The 20478-nt window shown below is 67.6% G+C and carries 24 protein-coding genes; 10 read left to right on the top strand and 14 right to left on the bottom strand.

Annotation, left to right across the window (positions count from 1 at the left end; translation table 11 throughout):
• Nucleotides 1-31: 31 nt before the first annotated feature.
• From ACX12F_RS28070 to ACX12F_RS28050, 5 genes are all read right to left on the bottom strand, one after another.
• A complete protein-coding gene (locus ACX12F_RS28070) occupies nt 32-2080 on the bottom strand; it encodes an elongation factor G (protein ID WP_459367491.1) in 2049 nt (682 codons plus the stop codon).
• Between the two features lie 146 nt (nt 2081-2226).
• Complete coding sequence (locus ACX12F_RS28065) at nt 2227-2628, bottom strand: TIGR03668 family PPOX class F420-dependent oxidoreductase (protein ID WP_459367490.1); 402 nt, start codon at nt 2626-2628, stop codon at nt 2227-2229.
• Nucleotides 2628-3230: a hypothetical protein gene (locus ACX12F_RS28060; RefSeq protein ID WP_459367489.1), complete on the bottom strand. Its 603-nt coding sequence runs from the start codon at nt 3228-3230 to the stop codon at nt 2628-2630. The genes ACX12F_RS28065 and ACX12F_RS28060 overlap by 1 nt, the downstream gene beginning before the upstream one ends.
• A gap of 60 nt (nt 3231-3290) precedes the next feature.
• Nucleotides 3291-3860 (bottom strand): orotate phosphoribosyltransferase, encoded by a 570-nt coding sequence (locus ACX12F_RS28055; protein WP_138233152.1) that lies wholly within the window; start codon nt 3858-3860, stop codon nt 3291-3293.
• A 10-nt stretch (nt 3861-3870) separates the two neighbouring features.
• Nucleotides 3871-4671, bottom strand: coding sequence for a HugZ family pyridoxamine 5'-phosphate oxidase (locus tag ACX12F_RS28050; RefSeq protein WP_459367488.1), 801 nt, complete (start codon nt 4669-4671; stop codon nt 3871-3873).
• A gap of 38 nt (nt 4672-4709) precedes the next feature.
• On the opposite strand from ACX12F_RS28050, the gene treS reads away from it, so the two are divergent.
• Both treS and ACX12F_RS28040 read left to right on the top strand, forming a co-directional pair.
• The gene (treS, locus tag ACX12F_RS28045) at nt 4710-6446 is read left to right on the top strand and encodes a maltose alpha-D-glucosyltransferase (RefSeq protein WP_459367487.1); all 1737 of its coding nucleotides are present in this window, start codon (nt 4710-4712) and stop codon (nt 6444-6446) included.
• On the top strand, nt 6446-7711 hold the full coding sequence (locus ACX12F_RS28040; protein ID WP_459367486.1) for a maltokinase N-terminal cap-like domain-containing protein: 1266 nt from the start codon (nt 6446-6448) through the stop codon (nt 7709-7711). The genes treS and ACX12F_RS28040 overlap by 1 nt, the downstream gene beginning before the upstream one ends.
• Nucleotides 7712-7736: 25 nt before the next feature.
• Here ACX12F_RS28040 and ACX12F_RS28035 read toward each other — a convergent pair whose 3' ends face one another.
• The 5 genes from ACX12F_RS28035 to ACX12F_RS28015 form a co-directional block, all read right to left on the bottom strand.
• Nucleotides 7737-8822, bottom strand: coding sequence for a cellulase family glycosylhydrolase (locus ACX12F_RS28035; RefSeq protein WP_459367485.1), 1086 nt, complete (start codon nt 8820-8822; stop codon nt 7737-7739).
• 43 nt (nt 8823-8865) lie between these two features.
• Nucleotides 8866-9159 carry an SDR family NAD(P)-dependent oxidoreductase gene (locus ACX12F_RS28030; protein ID WP_459367484.1) on the bottom strand — a complete coding sequence of 98 codons (294 nt, stop codon included), beginning with the start codon at nt 9157-9159 and terminating at the stop codon, nt 8866-8868.
• Nucleotides 9160-9226: 67 nt separating this feature from the next.
• On the bottom strand, nt 9227-9967 hold the full coding sequence (locus tag ACX12F_RS28025; protein ID WP_459370541.1) for an ABC transporter permease: 741 nt from the start codon (nt 9965-9967) through the stop codon (nt 9227-9229).
• A gap of 58 nt (nt 9968-10025) precedes the next feature.
• Entirely contained in the window at nt 10026-10835 is an 810-nt protein-coding gene (locus tag ACX12F_RS28020; RefSeq protein WP_459367483.1) for an ATP-binding cassette domain-containing protein, read from the bottom strand.
• Nucleotides 10832-11290, bottom strand: a complete 459-nt coding sequence (locus ACX12F_RS28015) for a MarR family winged helix-turn-helix transcriptional regulator (protein ID WP_459367482.1) — start codon at nt 11288-11290, stop codon at nt 10832-10834. Before ACX12F_RS28015 ends, ACX12F_RS28020 begins: the two co-directional genes overlap by 4 nt.
• Nucleotides 11291-11345: 55 nt before the next feature.
• Here ACX12F_RS28015 and ACX12F_RS28010 point away from each other — a divergent pair, with 55 nt between their 5' ends.
• Nucleotides 11346-12146 (top strand): enoyl-CoA hydratase/isomerase family protein, encoded by an 801-nt coding sequence (locus ACX12F_RS28010; RefSeq protein WP_459367481.1) that lies wholly within the window; start codon nt 11346-11348, stop codon nt 12144-12146.
• On the opposite strand, the gene ACX12F_RS28005 is transcribed toward ACX12F_RS28010, so the two are convergent.
• Nucleotides 12143-12691, bottom strand: coding sequence for an isochorismatase family protein (locus tag ACX12F_RS28005; protein WP_459367480.1), 549 nt, complete (start codon nt 12689-12691; stop codon nt 12143-12145). The two genes, ACX12F_RS28010 and ACX12F_RS28005, sit on opposite strands and share 4 nt — an antisense overlap.
• Nucleotides 12692-12746: 55 nt before the next feature.
• Here ACX12F_RS28005 and ACX12F_RS28000 point away from each other — a divergent pair, with 55 nt between their 5' ends.
• Nucleotides 12747-13316: a TetR/AcrR family transcriptional regulator gene (locus ACX12F_RS28000; RefSeq protein ID WP_459367479.1), complete on the top strand. Its 570-nt coding sequence runs from the start codon at nt 12747-12749 to the stop codon at nt 13314-13316.
• Here the strand turns inward: ACX12F_RS28000 and ACX12F_RS27995 are convergent.
• Nucleotides 13293-13919, bottom strand: a complete 627-nt coding sequence (locus ACX12F_RS27995) for a TetR/AcrR family transcriptional regulator (protein WP_459367478.1) — start codon at nt 13917-13919, stop codon at nt 13293-13295. The genes ACX12F_RS28000 and ACX12F_RS27995 overlap by 24 nt on opposite strands.
• Before the next feature lie 91 nt (nt 13920-14010).
• Between ACX12F_RS27995 and ACX12F_RS27990 the strand changes: the two genes are divergently transcribed.
• Both ACX12F_RS27990 and ACX12F_RS27985 read left to right on the top strand, forming a co-directional pair.
• Nucleotides 14011-15366 carry a cytochrome P450 gene (locus ACX12F_RS27990; RefSeq protein ID WP_459367477.1) on the top strand — a complete coding sequence of 452 codons (1356 nt, stop codon included), beginning with the start codon at nt 14011-14013 and terminating at the stop codon, nt 15364-15366.
• A gap of 9 nt (nt 15367-15375) precedes the next feature.
• Nucleotides 15376-16197 carry an alpha/beta fold hydrolase gene (locus ACX12F_RS27985; protein WP_459367476.1) on the top strand — a complete coding sequence of 274 codons (822 nt, stop codon included), beginning with the start codon at nt 15376-15378 and terminating at the stop codon, nt 16195-16197.
• On the opposite strand, the gene msrA is transcribed toward ACX12F_RS27985, so the two are convergent.
• Nucleotides 16184-16687, bottom strand: a complete 504-nt coding sequence (gene msrA / locus ACX12F_RS27980; protein ID WP_459367475.1) for a peptide-methionine (S)-S-oxide reductase MsrA — start codon at nt 16685-16687, stop codon at nt 16184-16186. The two genes, ACX12F_RS27985 and msrA, sit on opposite strands and share 14 nt — an antisense overlap.
• Before the next feature lie 91 nt (nt 16688-16778).
• On the opposite strand from msrA, the gene ACX12F_RS27975 reads away from it, so the two are divergent.
• From ACX12F_RS27975 to ACX12F_RS27965, 3 genes are all read left to right on the top strand, one after another.
• The gene (locus ACX12F_RS27975; RefSeq protein ID WP_459367474.1) at nt 16779-17291 is read left to right on the top strand and encodes a nuclear transport factor 2 family protein; all 513 of its coding nucleotides are present in this window, start codon (nt 16779-16781) and stop codon (nt 17289-17291) included.
• A complete protein-coding gene (locus ACX12F_RS27970) occupies nt 17288-18307 on the top strand; it encodes an NAD-dependent epimerase/dehydratase family protein (protein WP_459367473.1) in 1020 nt (339 codons plus the stop codon). The genes ACX12F_RS27975 and ACX12F_RS27970 overlap by 4 nt, the downstream gene beginning before the upstream one ends.
• A gap of 63 nt (nt 18308-18370) precedes the next feature.
• Nucleotides 18371-19192, top strand: a complete 822-nt coding sequence (locus ACX12F_RS27965; RefSeq protein ID WP_459367472.1) for a class I SAM-dependent methyltransferase — start codon at nt 18371-18373, stop codon at nt 19190-19192.
• A gap of 3 nt (nt 19193-19195) precedes the next feature.
• On the opposite strand, the gene ACX12F_RS27960 is transcribed toward ACX12F_RS27965, so the two are convergent.
• Nucleotides 19196-19666, bottom strand: a complete 471-nt coding sequence (locus tag ACX12F_RS27960; protein ID WP_459367471.1) for an SRPBCC family protein — start codon at nt 19664-19666, stop codon at nt 19196-19198.
• Nucleotides 19667-20294: 628 nt separating this feature from the next.
• Here ACX12F_RS27960 and ACX12F_RS27955 point away from each other — a divergent pair.
• Nucleotides 20295-20435 carry a hypothetical protein gene (locus ACX12F_RS27955; RefSeq protein WP_459367470.1) on the top strand — a complete coding sequence of 47 codons (141 nt, stop codon included), beginning with the start codon at nt 20295-20297 and terminating at the stop codon, nt 20433-20435.
• Nucleotides 20436-20478 lie beyond the last annotated feature (43 nt).

Genomic DNA, 20478 nt, shown 5'->3' with positions numbered 1-20478 from the left:
GTTTGCCAAAGTCGTGGATCACTTCGGCGGGTCAGCGCACCCGCGCCGCCACCGCCTCCGGCATCGGCTCGTACCGGGCAAAGGACCGGGTGAACGACCCGGCTCCGTGCGACAACGACCGCAGTTCGATCGGGTACCGGGTCAGTTCGATCTCCGGAATCTCGGCGTCGATGCCGGTGCAGGAATCGCCCGCCGTATCGGTGCCCAGCACGCGACCTCGCCGCCCGGACAGGTCACTCATCACCGCGCCCACCATTTCGTCGGGCACCACGATGTGCACGCTGTCGATGGGTTCGAGCAGGTTCACCGAAGCGGCGGCGGCCGCCTCGCGCAGCGCCAGGCCGCCCGCGAGCTGGAAGGCGTAGTCCGACGAATCCACGCTGTGCGCCTTGCCGTCCAGCAGCGTCACGCGGATGTCGACCATCGGGTACCCACCGATGCCCCGGTCCATCTGCGCGCGAACACCTTTCTCCACGCTCGGGATGAACTGGCGCGGCACCGCGCCGCCCACCACCTTGTCGACGAACTCGAATCCGGCTCCTTCGGGCAGCGGCTCGACGGTGATGTCACACACCGCGAACTGCCCGTGTCCGCCGGATTGTTTGACGTGCCGTCCGTGCCCTTTTGCGTTGCCGCCGAACGTCTCTCGCAGCGGTACCCGCAGCTCTGTGGTGTCGACTGCGACGCCGAACCGCCGCGACAGCGCGTCGAGCACCACCGCGCAGTGGGCTTCGCCCATGCACCACAACACGATCTGATGGGTCTGTGGGTTCTGCTCGATGCGCAGCGTCGGATCCTCGGCGGACAGCCGGGCCAGCCCCACCGACAGCTTGTCCTCGTCGGTCTTGGCGTGCGGCAGGACCGCCATCGGGAGCAACGGCGCCGGCATGGTCCAGGTTCGGCAGACCAGCGGGGATGCCTTGTCCGACAGGGTATCCCCGGTCTCGGCGCAGGTCAGTCGCGCGATCGCGCAGATGTCGCCGGCGATCACCTCGGCGGCCGGACGCTGCTTGCGACCCAGCGGAAAAGACAGGGCGCCGACGCGCTCGTCTTCGTCGTGATCCTCGTGTTCGGCGCACCCTGCGGCCGAATCGGCGAATGAATTGAAATGGCCCGACACGTGAACCGTCGTGTCGGGCCTGATGGTGCCGGAGAACACCCGGACCAGACTGACCTTGCCGACGTACGGGTCTGACGTCGTCTTCACCACCTCTGCCAACAGCGGTGCGTCGGGATCGCAGGCGGGCGCGGGCGTTTGCACGCCGGCCGGGGTGAACACCTGCGGTGGCACATGCTCTGGGGGAGAGGGGAATCCGCGGACGATGACGTCGAGAAGTTCGGCGGCGCCGATCCCGGTCGTGCTGCACACCGGAATCACCGGGAAGAAGGAACCGCGGGCCACCGCTCGCTCGAGGTCGGCAACCAGCACCGCGTTGTCGATCTGCTCGCCGCCCAGGTAGCGCTCCATCAGAGTCTCGTCCTCGGACTCTTCGATGATGCCCTCGATCAGCGTCGCATCGTCCGCGAGCAGCGAGACCAGCCCGTCCCCGTCCGGCAGATACAGCGGAATCACCTTGTCCCCGAAGGACTCCTGTGCGGACGCCACCGCGCCTGCGAACGTGGCGCGCGCGTGATCGAGCTTGGTCACCACCACGGCGCGCGGCATGCCGACGTCAGCGCATTCCCGCCACAACGCCTTGGTGGCAGCGTCCACCACGTCGTTGGCGGCCATCACGAACAAGGCACAGTCGGCAGCCCGTAGCCCGGCCCGCAGCTCCCCGACGAAATCGGCGTAGCCCGGGGTGTCCAGGAGATTGACCTTCACCGACCCGTGCTGCAGGGACGCCAAGGCCAACCCGACCGACCGCTGCTGCTCGACTTCTGCCGGCTCGTGATCGCAGACGGCGGTGCCGTCGAGCACCGTCCCCGCTCGCGTCAGCACGCCCGCATGGAGCAGCAGGGCCTCGGCCAGAGTGGTCTTACCGGCCCCAGATGGCCCGACCAGAACCACATTTCGGATCGACGCCGGACTGTCCGCGCAGGGCGCGGCGCCAGATGAGCTATTCGACTTATCCGCCATGGCGTGCCCCTATCGACGACTCACGTCCACCATGCTCCTGACGCGAGGTCCGGCACAAGACTCAATGCACTTGCCGCATTCTCCCCCGCAAGCGGGAGGTGCCCCCACATCGCGGCTCGTACCTCGCCGCTTGATCGTCATGCGGCTCAAGCGTGCCAGGAACTCCATCGGGTGATCGCCACCCGGATCACCGGGCCGTCCAGCGCCACCCGGTCGTACTGGTGGTACTTGGCCCGCAGCAGTGAGTAGCCGATGGCCATCTCGTCGCCGCTCGGATGCACCGTGGCGATGCCGTCGGCCCGGGCCCACCAGAGGTGGGACCAGTCGTCGTCGTATTGCTCGGCCAGCAGGCTCACGCGAGGGTTGGCCGCGATGTTGTCCAGCCGCCGCAGATGTTGCGTCGACTTCCGTTTGGCGTCCACGGCCGTATAGAGCAGGTCGCCGCTGACCGCGAAGACCACGGGGACCACATGCGGCTGACCCTCGCCGGACACCGTGGCCAGCACCGCGACGGGCGCGGCGGAGAAGAGGGCGGCGGGATCAGACATCAGCGGTGGTGCGGGTTCGGGGCGACGCTCATGGGCATCCGCGTCACGTTGATTTCCGGTCCGCGCGCCGTCGGGGTGGCCGACTCGGCCGGGGCATGCCCGGCGGGCGGCGCCGCGGCGGGCGGTGGCTCGGCCGGGGGTGGCGGGGGCGGCGGCACCGCAGTGGTGGTCGACGAGGTGAGCGGCGCGCCCGTCGTCGTTGTCGTGGTGGTCGTCGTTGTCGATGGCTCTACCGGCGTCGGCTGATCAGAACTGGAGTCCCGGCGCGTGGCCAGGACCACCAGCGAGACCACGAGGGCGACCATCGCGACCGCCACCGCGATCAGCAGCAGCCGCGCGTCTTTCCCCCGATACCAGGGCGGCGGCGGCTGACGGAAGCGCCAGGTGTCGGTGTTGAATGCGTCGAAGGTGTCGCCGGTCGGCTCCGGCTCGGGGATGACGAACGAGCCGGTCGTCGGGCCGGCAAACGGTCCGGTGCCATGCGGGCCCGGGTCGACCGCGCGGAACGGATCAGTGTCCGGGTCGCCGCCGGCCGCCTCGACGGACGATTCCAGCACTCCACCCGGTGATGGATCGCGCTCTGCGTCGTCGCTGTCAGCCACCTTCCAGATGGTAGGGGTGGCTCGCGCCAATTGCTCGGTATCGGCGCGCGTGTCCGCGCTTTAGACGTCCTTGACCGGTTCGATGCCGAGGTCGCGGTAGCTGACCAGCGCGGCAAACGGCACGCCGCGCTTGGCGAAACGCTCGGTGGCGATGTCGCCCCGGTCGACCATCGGGATGACGCCGGTGACCACGGCACCGACGGAGGTGACGCGCTCGTAGGCGATCTCCGTGGAGCCGCCGGTGCTGATCACGTCGTCGACCAGCAGCACCCGCATCCCGGGTTCGATGCGGGTGCCCTCGATCCACTGCTCACGCCCACGCGACTTCTGTTCCTTGCGGACCGAGAACCAGGCCTTGCCGGTGACCATCGCGACGCCGTGCGCCAGCGGGTCGGCGCCCATGGTCAGGCCGCCCACGGCGTCGAACTCGATGCCGCGCAGCGCGGCCAGTTCAGCCACCGCCTTGCTGACGACCGTGAGGCTGACGCCGTTGTCGATCGCGAACTTGCCGTCGATGTAGTCGTGGCTCAGCTGTCCGCTGGCCAGCCGGAACGGCTCCTCACGGCGCTCGTAGCCGCGGGTGCGGATCAGGTCGAAGGCGGCTTCCCAGCTTGCGGGGCGATCAGACATGGTGCGAATGCTATGCCTGCCGGGACAGCCGTGCCAATTCGGCCGTCGCCGAACGCAATTCGTCGATGGACTGCAGCGGCTCGGCGTATCCGATGCGGGTGTAGGCCATGCCTCGGGCGGTATTGACCCGCAAATCCAGGCCGTAGCGGTCGGCGCCGGTGCACGTGGCCGACTCGGTGTCGGGGTATCCGCCCAGCACCCTGGCCATCGCCGCGAGCGAGTCCGCGTGGTCGGCGTTGAGGTGCGCGATGGCCCCGGCGGCCGACGGCGTCACCGGATCCGGCTGGGCCGCTGCGTAATCCGCGCCCGTCGTCGAATCCATGCGGCCATAGCCACCGACCCACCGGACCCGGTCGACGTGCAGCACCCACAGGGCGAAATCGCTGTAGTCGATGTAATACTTCGCGGCCGGGACCGCGGCCACGTGGGCGGTCCGTGCTGCGTCGCGCTGGTCATCGGAGGGGTGCGCCACCCGTCCGGCCAGGGTCACCCGGCCACCGGCCAACGGGTCCTTGTCGGTGCTGGCGGCGATGATCGAGATGCTGGCCCGCTGGTCACCGGCCAGATTGCGGCCGTGTTCGGCCAGATTCGAGACGCACAGCACCGGCGCGCCGTCCAACAGTCCATATGTGACCATCGACGCCCACGGGTCGCCGTCGGCCGTCAGCGTGGCCAGGGTTCCGGTGTTGGTCGAGGCCGCGATGGTGCGGGCTTCCTCGGCGGCCGACGGTCGCGTCGGATTGACGATTGCGGCCAGCGGCGGCGGGATCGTCGGGGCATCACCTGGGTCACCATGATCGCGCGTCGCCACGTTTGCACCCTACTGCGGCGCGGGTACGTTGGTGATCGATGGACGCCTCCAATGGTGGTGTGGAACATCCAAGCGCCGCGGACTTCGGACATGCGCGGGTCCTCCCTGAGGACCGCACCTGGTTCAAGCGCGCGGTTTTCTATGAGGTGTTGGTCCGCGCCTTCTACGACTCAGACGCCGACGGCTCAGGTGACCTCCGTGGTCTGACCGAGCGACTCGACTACTTGAAATGGCTTGGTGTCGACTGTATTTGGTTGCCACCTTTCTACGACTCGCCCTTGCGCGACGGCGGCTACGACATCCGCGACTTCTACAAGGTGCTGCCGGAGTTCGGCACCGTCGACGACTTCGTCGCCCTGCTGGACGCCGCGCACCGGCGCGGAATCCGCGTCATCACCGACCTGGTGATGAACCACACCTCGGACACCCACGCGTGGTTCCAGGAATCCCGCCGCGACCCCACCGGGCCCTACGGCGATTACTACGTGTGGAGCGACACCAGCGAGAAGTACCAGGACGCGCGCGTCATCTTCGTCGACACCGAGGAGTCCAACTGGACGTTTGACGCAGTCCGGAAACAGTTCTATTGGCACCGGTTCTTCTCGCACCAGCCCGACCTGAACTACGACAACCCAGCCGTGCAGGAAGCGATGATCGACGTGCTCCGCTTCTGGCTGAGCCTGGGCATCGACGGGTTCCGGCTGGACGCGGTGCCGTACCTGTTCGAGCGCGAGGGCACCAACTGCGAGAACCTGCCCGAGACCCACGCCTTCCTCAAGCGCTGCCGCAAGGTGATCGACGACGAGTTCCCCGGCCGGGTCCTGCTGGCCGAGGCCAATCAGTGGCCCGCCGACGTCGTCGAGTATTTCGGCGACCCCGAGACCGGCGGCGACGAATGCCACATGGCCTTCCATTTCCCGCTCATGCCAAGGATTTTCATGGCGGTCCGTCGGGAGTCGAGATTCCCCATCTCGGAGATCCTGGCGCAGACGCCGGCGATACCCGACCTAGCGCAGTGGGGCATTTTCCTGCGCAACCACGACGAGCTGACCTTGGAGATGGTCACCGACGACGAGCGCGACTACATGTACTCCGAGTACGCCAAGGATCCGCGGATGAAGGCCAACGTCGGCATCCGCCGGCGCCTGGCCCCGTTGCTGGAGAACGACCGCAACCAGACCGAACTGTTCACCGCACTGTTGTTGTCGCTCCCCGGATCCCCGGTGCTGTACTACGGCGACGAGATCGGGATGGGCGACATCATCTGGCTCGGCGACCGCGACGGCGTGCGAACCCCCATGCAGTGGTCACCGGACCGCAACGCCGGGTTCTCGACCGCCAACCCTGGCCGGCTGTACGTGCCGCCGAGCCAGGACCCGATCTACGGCTACCAGGCGGTGAATGTCGAAGCACAGCGTGATATTTCGAATTCCCTGCTGAACTGGACGCGCACCATGCTCGCGGTGCGGCGGCGGCACGACGCGTTCGCTGTGGGCTCGTTCCGGGAGCTGGGCGGGTCCAATCCGTCGGCGCTGACGTACGTGCGCGAGTTCGACGGCGATGGTGAAGTGGACACCGTTCTCTGCGTCAACAATTTGTCCCGTTTTCCCCAACCGATCGAACTGAACCTGCAGCATTGGAACGGCTACACCCCGGTTGAACTGACCGGCCGGGTTGAGTTCCCCCGCATCGGGGAGCTGCCGTACCTGTTGACGCTGCCCGGGCATGGTTTCTACTGGTTCTCGTTGCGCGCGCCTGTCGGTGAGGAGCCGTGATGGATTCAGAGTTGGTCGAATATCTGACCCAGCAACGCTGGTACGCCGGCCGCAACCGCGAACTGACCGGCGTCGAACCGGCGCTGACGGTGCCCCTGCGTGACGACGTCGACCTGGTGCTGCTCGACGTCAGCTATGCCGACGGCCCTGGCGAGCGGTATCAGGTGCTGCTGCGCCACGACGACGGTGAGGTCGGTGATGCGCTGAGTGACCCTGAGGTCGCGAACCTGCTGCTGGGCCTGATCGCCGAGTCGGCAACGATCGGTCCGGTCTCGTTCGCCGCGGAGCCCGATGCCGAGCTGCCGGCGGGCGAGACGTCGCGCGTGATGGGCGCCGAACAGAGCAACACCAGTGTCGTGTTCGACGAAGCCGCGATTCTCAAGGTGTTCCGCCGGGTGACGCCCGGGGTGAATCCCGACATCGAGCTGACGCGGGTGCTGAGCCGGGCCGGCAGTCCGCATGTGGCTCCGCTACTGGGGACGATGTGGCTGGCAGGAGGCCCGGAGACCGCGCTGGGCATGCTGGCCCGCTTCGCCGACAACGCCGCCGAGGGCTGGGACATGGCCGTCGCCAGTACCCGGGACCTGTACGCCGAAGGTGACCTGTACGCCAACGAGGTCGGCGGCGACTTCGCCGGCGAGTCGGAGCGGCTGGGGCAGGCCGTCGCGGCGGTGCACGCCACACTGGCCGCTGAGCTCGGCACGGCCATGGCGCTGTTCCCGGTGGAGACGATGCTCGAGCGGCTGGAAGCGGTGGCCGCGTCGGTGCCGCAGGTCCGCGAGTTCGCCGCAGCCATCGAGGGCCGCTACCGCGCGCTCGAGGGCCAGCCGATCACGGTGCAACGGATTCACGGCGATCTGCATCTGGGGCAGGTGCTGAGAACCCCCGAGACCTGGCTGCTCATCGACTTCGAAGGCGAACCCGGGCAGGCTCTGGATCAGCGCCGGGCGCCGGATTCCCCGCTGCGCGACGTCGCGGGCATCCTGCGGTCCTATCAGTACGCGGCGTTCCAGCGGCTGACCGAGGGTGGCGGCAACGAGCAGCGCCGCAAGCAACTCGCCGCGCGCGCCCGCGAGTGGGCCGACCGCAATCGGACGGCGTTCTGCGCGGGTTACGCCGAGGGCGGCGGTACCGATCCTGATGCTGAACTACTCGCCGCCTATGAACTCGACAAGGCGGTGTACGAAGCCGGCTACGAGGCTCGGCACCGGCCGCACTGGCTTGACCTGCCGCTGGGGGCGATCGCGAACATCGTCAGCGGTTAGGTGCACTAACCGCTGACGATGGCCGTCAGGCCATGGACTTCACGACCGCCTGAGCCGGCTTCGGGGTCCAGTCGGTGCGGTAGACACCGATGGATTCCTCGGGGTTGGCGCTGCCGGTGACGCGGTCGCGCGTGGTGTAGATGTACGCCGGGCCGGCGTACGGCAGGGTGCGCCACTTGGCCAGGAAGTCGCGGATGTAGTCGGCCTGGGTGGCCTCGTCGACGGCCGAGTTGGGCTCGCCGTACTCGGTGGCCCAGACCTTCTTGCCACCGTCGCCGTTGGCGGCCATGGCCTGGTGGATGCCGTCGGTCTGGCTCAGCGGCGAGTTGGGTACTCCGGCGCCGGCCGAGAACTTGAGGTTGTAGTGGTAGGGGTGGAAGGACACCGCGTCCAGCGAGCCGGCGGCACCGGCGGCGTACATCCGCTGGACGAAGGTGACCGGGTCCATGGTCAGCGAGCCGAACGAGACCACCGCGCCGACCACACCGCCGATCACGACGGCGCCACGGTCGGCGGCCTTGATCTTCGGGTACGACGCTTTGAGCATCTCCGCGTAGACGGCGGGCTCCGGGCCCTGCGGGCCGGACGTCCAGGACATCACGGCGTTGGGTTCGTTCCAGATCTCGTAGGCGTCCACGCGGCCCCGGTAGTGGGCGGCGACCGCACCGGCGAAGTCGCCGTACACCGCGGCGGAGGCCGGCGGGCTGCTGATCGGAAGGGCGCCGGGCGCCACCGCCCAGGCCGGCGTGGCGACGATGGCACCGACCACCGACATGTGGCGGGCATTGGCCGCACCGACGACGGTGTCGACCTGGCCCCAGTTGAAGCTGCCCTGGGTGCCCTCGATACCGGCCCACGGAATGATGATGCGGACGGTACGCACGCCCGTCGCGGACATCAGGTCGAAGGTGTGGTTGATGTCGTCGGCGTTCATGCCGTAGACGTCGGAATCGGCGAAGCCGACACTGCTTCCCGACTGGCTGATGCCCGTCGGGATGAACGGAATGGTGGCCGGGCTATTGGCCAGGGTTTCGGTGGCGGCGGCGGAGACTGCCGCGACGGTGAAGATGGTCGCAGCGATCTTGAGGGCGTTGCGCAACGTTCGTTCCAATCTGTGGCCATGAGCTGCCGATTGGCTCGAACCTAACAGCTATTCAGGCCGCGGCAGGCAGGACTGCGCGATACAGCTTGGGGTCGACGATCATGTCGACGCGACCGAATCGGGCGCGAGTCAGCGCCAGCACCCGATCGAGCTGCCGTCGATCGCGAGTGTCGGCTGCCAGTGCGTAGACGCGATCGGCCGGATAGCCGTGGGTGATGCGTACCAGCGAGGCTGGCTGCCGGGCGGTCACCACCACCCGGTGTCCGTCGGCCAACAGGTTGTGGGCGGTGGCCAGTCCGGCGTCGGTGCCGGCGTCCAGGACGACCGCGACGATGCTGTGCTTCATGACAACGAGTCAACCTGCGCGGCCTAGGCGTGAGATGAGAATCGATTAGGTGCTCGAACAGCGTCGCTCAGCGCACCAGCCGGCGCAGCAAGGCGGATGCCGCGGCGATGCCGACCATTGCTGCCACGGCCAGCACAGCGATGTCCAGCAGGGTGTTGCCCGGGGTGCCCAGCAGCAGCGAGCGCAGGGCATTCACTTCGTAGGACAGCGGATTCACCGCGGAAAGCGTATGCAGCCAGCCCGGCATGATGTTCACCGGATACAGCGCGTTGGACGCGAAGAACAGCGGCATGGTGATGGCCTGGCCGATGCCCATCAAGCGGTCGCGGTTGCGTACCAGTCCTGCCAAAGTCATTGACAGGCAGGAGAAGAACGCCGACCCCAGCATCACCACGACCATCGCGGCCAGGATGCGCAGTGGGTTGAAACTGAGATGGATGCCCATCAGCAGGGCGATCACCAGGACGCCGATCACCTGGGCTATCGATCGGACTCCCGCCGCGAAGGCCTTGCCGGTGATGAGCGCCGACGCGGGTGACGGGGTGACCATCAGTTTGGCCAGGATGCCGGCGTCGCGGTCCCAGACGATCTGGATGCCGTAGAAGATCGAGATGAACAGCGCCGACTGGGCGATGATGCCGGGCGCCAGGAATGACAGATACGGGACGTTTCCGGTGTTGATGACGTGCAACCGGGAGAAGGTCTGGCCGAAGATCAACAGCCACAGGGCGGGCTGAATCGTCCGGGTGACCAGCTCGGTGCGGTCATAACGTAGCTTCTGCAGTTCGACGAGCGCGAAAGCGCCCATCCGGCGGGCGAGGCCACCGATGCGCTTGACGCCTCGGGGCGCGGTGACCAGTTCTACATCAACCGACACGGCGGGCCGTCCTCCTTCCGGCGCGGATGTCCTGCAGGGACTGGCGCTCGTCATCCGCGGACAGGTCGGAGCCTGCGTAGTGCCGGAAGACGTCCTCGAGCGTGGCTGACGGGCCGCGTGCCGCCTTCAGGTCGGTGGGGGAGCCGACGGTCTGCAGGATGCCGCGGTGCATGAGGGCGACCCGGTCGCACAGCGCGTCGGCTTCTTCCATGTAGTGGGTGGTCAGCAGGACCGTCATACCGAACTCCTGCTGCATGTTCGCCACTTGGGTCCAGACACTGTCGCGGGCAATGGGATCCAGCCCGACGGTGGGTTCGTCGAGGATCAGCAGCGACGGCCGGTTCACCAGCGCCTGAGCCAGTTCCAGGCGCCGGACCATGCCGCCGGAATACGCCTTGGCGGGGCGGTCGGCGACGTCGAGCAGCTGCATGGCGTCGAGCGCATTGTCGACCCGCGCTCGGCGTTCGCGGCGCGGCACGTCGTACAGGCGGGCGAACAGATCGACGTTTTGGCGTCCGGTGAGGGCTGACTCGATCGAAAGTTGTTGCGGCACATACCCGAGGTTCTGCCGGATATCCATGGTGTAGCGGCCCGCGTCGAGGCCGAAGATGCGTACCTGTCCCTGCTGCACCGGGGTCAAGGTGGTGAGCAGCCGTACCAGGGTGGTCTTGCCGGCGCCGTTGGGGCCGAGAAGTCCCATGGTTTCACCCACGCCGACGGTGAGACTGAGGTCGTCGACCGCGGTGAAATCGCCGTAGTGGTGCGTGACGTGGTCGCATTCGATGGCGGGGGTACTCACGGCCGGTCCTCCTCGAGCATCCGGGTCATTTCCGCCAGCACCTTCAAACCCTTTGCCAGATCGTCGATTTGCTCGCCGCTGAGCTGTTTCAGTACGACGTCGAGGGCGGCCCGGCGGGAAGCCCTGGTCTGATCGGCGAGCTGCTGGGCGGGTTCGGTCAGCCGGAGCCGGCCGATGCGTCGATCTTCGGGGTCGGGGCTGCGGACGAGCAGCCCGTCGGCGGCCAGCTTGGAGACCAGGGTCGACGCGGTATTGGCCGCCAGGCCGAGTTCCTGCGCGGCTTCCCGTACCGAGATGCCCGGCTGGCGGCCGACCAGTCGGAGCAGTTCGGCCTGCGATTGGGTGACGCCGGCGAAACTGCCTCCGGCGGTCCGGCGCAGCTGCCGGCGGAAGCGACCGACGGTGTGGAAAAGGTCGGTGGTGAGGTCGGCGGTGAGGCCTGGGTGGGCGGGCACGTTTTGATAATAGCTCTGTTACAGAGGTATTGCAGCCCCGTGGTTTACTCGGGCGGTGTTCCCCGAGTACCGCACGCTACTGACCGCATTCGACGGCGGTGTGGTGACGGTGACGCTGAACCGGCCGGAGCGGCGCAACGCTTTTGGTGACGGAATGCGGGAGGAACTCGCCGACGCCTACACCCGCGGCAACGAGGCCGACGATGTCCGGGCCATCGTGCTGACCGGGGCGCCACCGGCGTTCTGCGCCGGCGCCGACCTGGCCGCCGGCGACCAGACGTTCGCCGCGCCGGGCCCGGAGTTCAGTGCGGCCGGTGTCCCGGTGCCGGCGTGGTCGTTGAGCAAGCCGGTGATCGCGGCGGTCAACGGGCACGCGATCGGTTTGGGGCTGACCTTGGCGCTGCAGTGCGACATCCGGATTTTCGCCGCCGACGCACGCTATGGCGTCGTGCAGGTGCGCCGTGGCGTGGTGGGGGATGCGTACTCGCATTGGGCGCTGCCGCGGCTGGTCGGAATTGCGCGGTCCGCCGAAATCCTGTTGACTGGAACGACTTTCGACGGATATCGCGCTGTCGAGCTGGGTATTGCGAGCCGGGTACTGCCCGCCGACGAGGTGCTGCCGGCCGCGCTGGCCGTCGCCCACGACATCGCGGACAACACCGCGCCGATGTCGGTGGCCGCCAGCAAGCGACTGCTCTGGGATTCGTTCGAACTGTCACGCGACGAAGTCGGCGAGCGGGAGACCGCGATTCACCGCGCAGTGATGGCGCACGAAGATGCCAAGGAAGGCGTACGGGCGCTGCAGGCCGGGCGCCCGCCGCGGTGGTCAGGCCGGCCGGTGGATCCGACGGTCTAGGCCACCGTCACTCCAGAATCCTTCAGTGCGGCAACGGCATTCGCGGCGCCTTCCGCCGAAACCCCGGCGGTGTAGTCGAGCAGGACCCGGGTGCGGAACCCGGCCTTCGTGGCGTCGGCTGCCGTTGCTTTGACGCAGTAGTCGGTCGCGATGCCCACTATGTCGACCTCGTCGACGCCACGGGCGCGCAGCCAGTCCACCAGCTTGGTCCCGTGCTCGTCGGCTCCTTCGAACCCGCTGTACGCCGCGGTGTACCGGCCTTTGCGGAACACCGCTTCGAAAGTCGAGGTGTCCAGTTCGGGGTGGAACTGTTCGCCCAGGGTGCCGGCAACGCAGTGCGGCGGCCAGGAGTCCAGGAAGTCGGGTTCGCCGGAGAAGTGGTCACCCGGGTCGACGTGATGGTCGGCCGTGGCCACCACGTGCTGATACTCGCGCCGGGCCAGCAGATCGGTGATCGCGCGCGCCACGGCGTCGCCGCCGGACACCGCGAGGGAACCGCCTTCGCAGAAGTCGTTCTGCACGTCGACGACGATCAACGCCCGCATGTGCCCACGGTAGACCGGTTGCTGCGCATCGCCCGTTGCCGTAGCGTCCGGACACGTGTCCGAACAGGCGCTTGAGCCCACCCGGCGCCGTTTGACGGCCAAACAGGCCGATACGGTCGATCGGCTGAGTCGTGCCGCCCTCGACTTGCTGCGCCGCGAGGGTTTCGCAGGTCTGACGGTCCGGCGGGTCGCGGCCGATGCGGGCGTGGGGGCGGCAACCGCCTACACCTACTTCTCGTCCAAGGAGCACCTGGTCGCCGAGGTGTTCTGGCGCCGGTTGGCATCCTCGCCGCCGGCGGATCACGACTCGGCAGACCCCGCGACTCGGGTGACCGAGGTGCTGCGGCACATCGCGCTACTGGTCATCGACGAACCGGAGTTCGCCGGGGCGGTGACCAACGCGCTACTCGGGCGCGATCCGGACGTGGAGGTGCTGCGCCAGCGCATCGCCCGCGACATCCGCTCCCGGCTGTCGGCGGCACTCGGCCCGGACGTGGACGAGGACGTCATCGAGTCGCTGGAAATGCTCTATTCGGGCGCACTGGTCCGCGCGGGCATGGGCTTCGCGTCGTACGACGACATCGCCGAGCGGCTGGAGAAGTCAGCCCGGCTGATGCTGCGCTGACGACCGCGCGCCGAGGATCGCCAGCGCGGCGGTGAGCGCCGGTTCGGTGAGCTGGTCGATGTCGCGGCCGTCCTCGACGATCAGCGCGGTGAGTTCGCGAAGGCCGCCGAGCAGGATCAGGGCCACCGGCCGGCTGATCGGGGACAGGCCGGCCCGCTGAAATCCCGCACCGCTCGTGAGGTCCACGACCATGTCGGTGAGCTGCTCCATGGCATGACGATTCAGCGGTTGTGCCGCGTCGCCGAGGGCCGGCGCTTCCCGGATCCAGCTCAGTGTGATCGCGGGCCGGGACGCGATGTGCGCGACGTATGCGTCGACCGCACTGCGCACCTGCTGCTCCCACTCGGCTTCGGGATGGATTGCAGCGCGGATCCGGGCGATGAGGTCCTCGTTGTTGGCGCGGAGCAGCTCGACGAAACACTCTTCCTTGCTGGCGAATTGGTCATAGAACGTGCGCTTGGAGGTCTTGGCATTGCGGACGATGTCGGCGACGGTGGTGTCGCGATAACCCCGGGTGGCCAGCGAGGTGGCCAGCCCGTCGAGCAACCGCCCGCGGAACGGCTGCGCAGCCGATTGCGCCGAGTTGACCTCGCCGTCTGCCATCTCTCTCCCAGAACCCTTGCCTAGCCGTGGTACCAGCCGGTACCGTACCCGATAACCCTGCGGTACACCGTGGTACCGCGTAATAAGTGGCTTGGAGCGTCCCATGACCGAGACCGTCACCGCTGAACTCGCCGAGCGTGCCCCGGCGATCCACCTGCCACCGGCGACCGGGGTTCCCAAAATCCTGCAGGGCTTCGCCTTCGCGACCAACCGGCGCAAGTTCGTCAACCGCATGGTGCCGCGGCTCGGGCCGGTCTTCACCTGCGACGCACCGGTTTTCGGCCGCGCGGTCATGGTGACGGACCCCCAGCTGGCCAAACAGGTGTTCGCCGCGAACCCCGCTGACGTCGGCAACATCCAGCCGAACCTGTCCCGCGTGCTCGGGCGGGGATCGGTGTTCGCGCTCGACGGCGCCGAGCACCGGCTGCGCCGCAAGCTGCTGACCCCGCCGTTCCACGGGAAGAGCGTCAAGAACTACGAGCGCATCTTCGAAGAGGAGACGCTGCGCGCGGCGGCATCCTGGCCGGAGGGTAAGCCGTTTCCCACGCTCGAACCGATGATGCACATCACCCTCAACGCCATCCTGCGCGCGGTGTTCGGGGCCGACGGTCGCCACCTCGACGAGCTGCGGCGCATCATCCCGCCGTGGGTCACCCTGGGGTCGCGACTCGCGGTGTTGCCCATGCCGAAGCGCACCTACGGCCGCTTCACGCCGTGGGGCCGGCTCGCCGAATACCGGCGGCAGTACGACGAGGTCGTCGGCCGGCTGATCGACGCGGTCGCCGCCGATCCCGATCTCGAGAACCGGGACGACGTCCTGGCGCTACTGCTCCGCAGCACGTACGAAGACGGTACGGCCATGTCCCGCAGTGACATTGCGGACGAACTGCTGACCCTGCTGGCGGCCGGCCATGAAACCACCGCGGCCACCATGGCGTGGGTCTTCGAGCGGATCTCCCGTCATCCGGAGGTGTTGCGCCGGCTCGAAGACGAGGTCGCGGCCGGCGAGACGGACGAGTACCGGCAGGCCGTCCTGCTGGAGGTGCAGCGCATCCGCACCATCATCGACTTCGCCGGCAGGCATGTGTACGCCCCGACCTTCCAGCTCGGCGAATGGGTGATCCCGCGTGGCTTCTCGGTCATCATCGCCATCGACCACATGCACGAGGACGCAAAGGAATTCGCTGATCCAGAGCGGTTCGACCCGGAGCGATTCATCGGGCGCCGGCCGCCCCTGGCGTTCCTGCCGTTCGGCGGTGGCACCCGGCGCTGCGTCGGGGCGGTGTTCGCGCAGGTCGAGATGGACGTCGTGCTCCGGACGGTGCTGCGCCACTTCGCGATTCAGGTCAACACCGCTCCGGGGGAGAAGGTCTTCTCGCGCGGTGTCGCGTACACGCCGAAGGACGGCGGTCGCGTGACGCTGCGCCGTCGCGTCAACCCGCTGTAGGTTCGAGCTGTGACCGAACGGATTTCGCAGTACCGGAACGATGGACTGACCTTCGACGTCGTCGACTCCGGCCCCATCGACGGCGACGTGGTGGTGTTGTTGCACGGTTTTCCGCAGACCGCCGAGTCCTGGTCAGCCGTTTCGGAGCTGTTGCACGCCAAAGGCTTCCGCACGTTGGTGCCCAACCAGCGCGGCTATTCGGCCGGTGCCCGGCCGCGTGGCCGGCGGCAGTACACGATTCCGAAACTGACCGATGACGTCGCCGCGCTGATCGAGCTGGTCGGTGCACCGGTGCACCTGGTCGGCCACGACTGGGGTGCGGCGATCGCCTGGGCGCTGACTGCGAGACGGCCGGAGCTGGTGCGCACGCTGACCGCGGTCTCGGTGCCGCACACCGGCGCCTTCCTGAAGGCAATGGTCGTCGGGACGCAGGCGCTGCACTCCTACTACATGCTGATCTTCCAGTTGCCCTGGCTCGGCGAACGATTCGCGAAGTTGATGATGCCGCACAGCGGCATGACCCCCGAATCGCTGGCCGTCACACGCTCGGAGATATTCGACAGCGGCGCGCTGACGACCGCGCTCAACTGGTACCGCGCCATGCCGTTCGTGGCACCGAAATCGGTGTTCACGCCGGTGACCCGGCCCACCACCTACATCTGGAGCGACGGCGACGTAGCGCTCGGCCGCAAGGGAGCGCTGTTGACCGAGCAGTATGTTCACGCGCCGTATCGGTTCGAAATCGTCGAAGGCGCGAACCACTGGCTGCCGGATCAGCACCCCGAGCTGGTCGCCCGGCTGATCACCGAGCGCGCCGCTACTGGCGTTTAGGCAGTTTCCAACCCGGCCGCGGGAAGTGGCAGGTGTAGCCGTTGGGGATGCGCTCCAGGTAGTCCTGGTGCTCGGGCTCTGCTTCCCAGAACGGGACCGCGGGCGTCACCTCGGTGACGACCTTGCCCGGCCACAGACCTGAGGCGTCGACGTCGGCGATGGTGTCCTCGGCGATGCGTTTCTGCTCGTCGTCGGTATAGAAGATCGCCGAGCGGTAGCTCGTGCCGACGTCGTTGCCCTGCCGGTTGACGGTCGACGGGTCGTGGATCTGGAAGAAGAACTCCAGTAGCGCCCGGAAGTCCGTCTGGGTGGGGTCATAGACGATTTCGACGGCCTCGGCGTGGCCCGGGTGGTTGCGGTAGGTCGGGTGGTCGTTGGTCCCGCCGGTGTAGCCGACCCGCGTGGTCAGCACGCCCGGCTGCTTGCGGATCAGGTCCTGCATCCCCCAGAAGCAGCCGCCGGCCAAGATCGCGGTCGCAGTGTCGGTCATGTACGCCTCCTCGCTTTGACTCCAGAGAACCGAACTCCCGGCGGCTGCGCAAGTGCTCGACAACGCCAGTAGAACGTGTTCTAGTTTTCCTGTGACGGGCAACACCTTCAGCCGCGCGGAGCTCATCGCGGCCTTCGAGGTCTTCGAGCAGACCGTGGATCGCGCCGCCCAGACGCGCGACTGGGATCCGTGGACCGACCACTACACCGAGGACGTGCTGTACATCGAGCACGCCATGGGCACCATGCACGGGCGCGAAGAGGTGCGGCCCTGGATCTGGAACACCATGGAGAACTTCCCCGGCAGCTACATGACGTCGTTCCCGTCGCTGTGGAAGGTGTACGACGAGGCGACCGGCCGTGTCATCTGCGAGCTCGACAACCCGATGCGCGATCCCGGTGACGGCACCATCATCGGCGCCACCAACATCTCGATCATGACTTACGCGGGCGACGGTCTGTGGAGCAAGCAGGAAGACATCTACAACCCCATGAAGTTCCTCGAGACCACCATGGCGTGGTGCAAGAAGGCGGAAGCGCTGGGCACGCTGCCCGACGTGGCCGAGGAATGGATGCGCAAGTTCGGCGGTAGGGGGCACCGGTGACCGCGCTCGTCATCGGGGCCAACGGCTACCTCGGCTCGCACGTGACCCGGCAGCTCGTGGCGGCGGGGGAAGACGTGCGGGTCATGGTGCGGGCCGGCGCCAACACCATCGGCATCGACGACCTCGCCGTCACCCGCTACGAAGGCGACATCTGGGACAACGACACCCTGCGTGCCGCGATGACCGGAGCCGACGTCGTCTACTACTGCGTGGTCGACACCCGCGGGTGGCTCCGGGACCCCTCGCCGTTGTTCCGCACCAACGTCGAGGGCACCCGCAACGTGCTGGACGTCGCGGTGGAACCCGAAATCGCTTCGGGCCTCAAGAAATTCGTCTTCACCAGTAGCTACGCCACGGTGGGGCGCAAGCGCGGGTTCGTCTCCACCGAAGAGGATATCGCCGACGAACGCACGTTGCCGCCATACGTGCGGTCGCGGGTGCAAGCCGAGAAGCTGGTGCTCGCATATGCCCGCGAGCGCGGGCTGCCGGCGGTCGCGATGTGCGTGTCCACCACGTACGGCGGAACAGACTGGGGCCGAACCCCGCACGGCGCGATCATCGCCGGCGCCGCGTTCGGGAAACTGCCGTTCGTGATGAGCGGCATCGAACTCGAAGCGGTCGACGTCAATGATGCTGCGCGAGCACTGATCCTGGCGGCCGACAGGGGCAGGCCCGGTGAGCGATACCTGATCTCCGACAAGATGATCAGCAATGCCGAGGTGGCACGGATCGCCGCGGCTGAGGCGGGCGTACCGGCTCCGGCCAAGTCGCTGTCGCTGCCGGTGACCTACGCGCTGGCCACCATGGGCACCATCAAAGGCCGGCTCAAAGGCACCGACGAACACATGTCGCTGGCGTCGCTGCGGCTGATGCGTTCGGAGGCGCCGGTCGACTGCACCAAGGCGCGGACCGAATTGGGCTGGGAGCCAAGGCCGGTGGAGGACGCGGTGCGGGAGGCGGCGCGGTTCTGGATCGGCCTGCGAAAGGCTCGCCAAGCCCAGAAATCCACGGGCTGAACAACGCGCCGTACGGCGTTAAGTCATGGCGCGACAGCGGCGGCCACGGTTAGCGTCGACACCATGACGGACAGATTGCAGGTGGACCTGACCGGGGCGCCGCAGACCATGCTGGCCACGCTGTACGGCAAGGCGCTCGACGCCGACCTGCCGAACTCGGTGCTGCATGACACCTATGCCAGGGACGTCGTCGCCGCTATCGACTACGACTGGTCGCGCACGACGATGACGGCGGCCAGGTCGCCGGGGGTCACTCTCCGGTCCGCCTATTTCGACATGACCACCCGGCAGTTCCTCGCCGTGCATCCGGAAGCCGTTGTGCTGCATCTGGGTTGCGGGCTGGACAGCCGGTACTACCGGCTGGATCCCGGGCCGGGTGTCGACTGGTACGACATCGACTACCCCGAGGTCGCCGACCTCCGCCGGCGGTTGTATCCCGCCCGCGAGCACTGCCACATCGTGTCCGCGTCGGTCACCGACCCGGCCTGGCTGGCCGACATTCCGGTGGACCGGCCCGTGCTGATGCTCGCCGAGGGCCTCACCATGTACCTGAGCGAGGCCGACGGGCAGGCCTTGCTGCGCCGTATCGTGTCGCATTTCCCGTGCGGGGAACTGCAATTCGATGCCTTCAGCCGGCTGGGCGTGAAGCTCCAGTGGACCAACTCGGTCGTCCGCCGCTCCGGCGCGACCCTGCAATGGGCCATGGACAACCCCGACGACGTCCTGGCGGCGGTACCGGGTCTGCGGCTGCTGTCGTGGGTGTCGGCTTTCGACGCCGGCGGCTACGACCGGCTGCCGATGGGGCTGCGCCTGATGGCCGCCGTCATGCGCGCCGTACCTGGCATGCGTTATATGTCGCAGTACCACCGGTATTCGTGGGGCTGACCGTTACGCGGCTTCGGCGCGGGCCTTCAGGCGCTCGAGTGTCAACCGGATGTGCTCGGCGTTGGCCGCATCGCGGTCGCTGATACCGGTGAGCAAGCCCGCGGTGAGCTTCAACAAGCCCGGCCGGTTGTCCCACGTGGACTCAGTGACCTGACAGCCGCCCGCAGTCTCGGTGATGTCGTAGCGCCAGTGCGCGATGGGCACGATCGAGGACTTCACAGCGAAGCCGAACGTCTTGCCCGGCTCGGCCTCGGTGACGGTGCAGCTGGTGGTCCAGGTCTTCGAGCCGTTGCGGTTGTATCCCTTGAAGACCGATCCGGGAGTGGCCGCAGACCCCTTCTGCCACTCCATCGTGTGGGCCTCCTCGGCCAGCGACGCCAGCGTGGGCAGATCGGTGAGCAACGCATATACAGCTGACGGGCTGGCGGCGATGTCGATGGCGGCGGTGACGGAGGCGGGGCCCTGTGCGGTCATGGGCCGATCGTAAACACAGGCTGGAGTGGGGGCCAGAAAATTTTGCATAGTTCAGACACAGCTAATTCCTAATTTCGGGGGTAACCGTTGAGGGGCCCTCGTGCGATAAACCGCATGGCGGCACCTTCCAACGAAGGAGTTGAGTTGATATGAGCATCAAGAAATTAGTGATAGCGACCGCACTCACCGGCGGGGTGAGCGCGGCAATTGCGGGATTTGGCGTCAATATTGCACAGGCGCAGCCGGGGTACTGCCCACCTGGGCAGACGTGTAACGGGCCAGGCGGTCCAGGGCCGGGGGTCCGCACAATGGGCCTCAGGGCGGGCCTCAGGGCGGCCCGCATGGCCCGCAGGGTGGCCAGGATTGGCACCCGCCGGGCGGCCCGCCACCTGGTGACCCCGGGGACCACGGAAACCGGAACCCGCCGGGTGGACCGGGCGACCATGACAACAACGATTGGCACCCCGGCCCGAACGGCCCCGGTGACCGCGACGACTGGCACCCTGGCCCGGGTGACTGGCACCCCCGGCCCGGTGACCCGGGCCCGGGTGACTGGCACTGGCGCGGCGCGCCGCCGCCGTGGGGCAACGGCCTCGCGCCGTGGGGCTGGGGACCGCCACCCCGGCCGATGATCAATTGGGTCGCGCCGCCACCGTGGGCGCCGCCGCCTCCGCCGTTCGACTACTGGGGCCAGCAGGTGTTCCCGGTGTTCGACCCGGGATTCAACGCGTGGGGCTTCTGGTTCTTCGGCATCTGGATTCCGCTGTAATCATCCGTCGATAGTCGCCGTCTGATTGCTGGGCCTGCCGTCG

The organism is Mycolicibacterium sp. HS_4_1 (genome assembly GCF_054515875.1).
This window is presented reverse-complemented; position numbering and strand designations above follow the sequence as displayed.

What these genes read in the sequence shown, in the direction of transcription:
- ACX12F_RS28070 (WP_459367491.1), bottom strand. Translation starts at nt 2,080, where the DNA reads ATGGCGGATAAGTCGAATAGCTCATCTGGCGCCGCGCCCTGCGCGGAC.
- ACX12F_RS28065 (WP_459367490.1), bottom strand. Translation starts at nt 2,628, where the DNA reads ATGTCTGATCCCGCCGCCCTCTTCTCCGCCGCGCCCGTCGCGGTGCTG.
- ACX12F_RS28055 (WP_138233152.1), bottom strand. Translation starts at nt 3,860, where the DNA reads ATGTCTGATCGCCCCGCAAGCTGGGAAGCCGCCTTCGACCTGATCCGC.
- treS (WP_459367487.1), top strand. Translation starts at nt 4,710, where the DNA reads ATGGACGCCTCCAATGGTGGTGTGGAACATCCAAGCGCCGCGGACTTC.
- ACX12F_RS28040 (WP_459367486.1), top strand. Translation starts at nt 6,446, where the DNA reads ATGGATTCAGAGTTGGTCGAATATCTGACCCAGCAACGCTGGTACGCC.
- ACX12F_RS28030 (WP_459367484.1), bottom strand. Translation starts at nt 9,159, where the DNA reads ATGAAGCACAGCATCGTCGCGGTCGTCCTGGACGCCGGCACCGACGCC.
- ACX12F_RS28025 (WP_459370541.1), bottom strand. Translation starts at nt 9,967, where the DNA reads ATGGGCGCTTTCGCGCTCGTCGAACTGCAGAAGCTACGTTATGACCGC.
- ACX12F_RS28005 (WP_459367480.1), bottom strand. Translation starts at nt 12,691, where the DNA reads ATGCGGGCGTTGATCGTCGTCGACGTGCAGAACGACTTCTGCGAAGGC.
- ACX12F_RS27995 (WP_459367478.1), bottom strand. Translation starts at nt 13,919, where the DNA reads ATGGCAGACGGCGAGGTCAACTCGGCGCAATCGGCTGCGCAGCCGTTC.
- msrA (WP_459367475.1), bottom strand. Translation starts at nt 16,687, where the DNA reads ATGACCGACACTGCGACCGCGATCTTGGCCGGCGGCTGCTTCTGGGGG.
- ACX12F_RS27965 (WP_459367472.1), top strand. Translation starts at nt 18,371, where the DNA reads ATGACGGACAGATTGCAGGTGGACCTGACCGGGGCGCCGCAGACCATG.
- ACX12F_RS27960 (WP_459367471.1), bottom strand. Translation starts at nt 19,666, where the DNA reads ATGACCGCACAGGGCCCCGCCTCCGTCACCGCCGCCATCGACATCGCC.
- ACX12F_RS27955 (WP_459367470.1), top strand. Translation starts at nt 20,295, where the DNA reads ATGATCAATTGGGTCGCGCCGCCACCGTGGGCGCCGCCGCCTCCGCCG.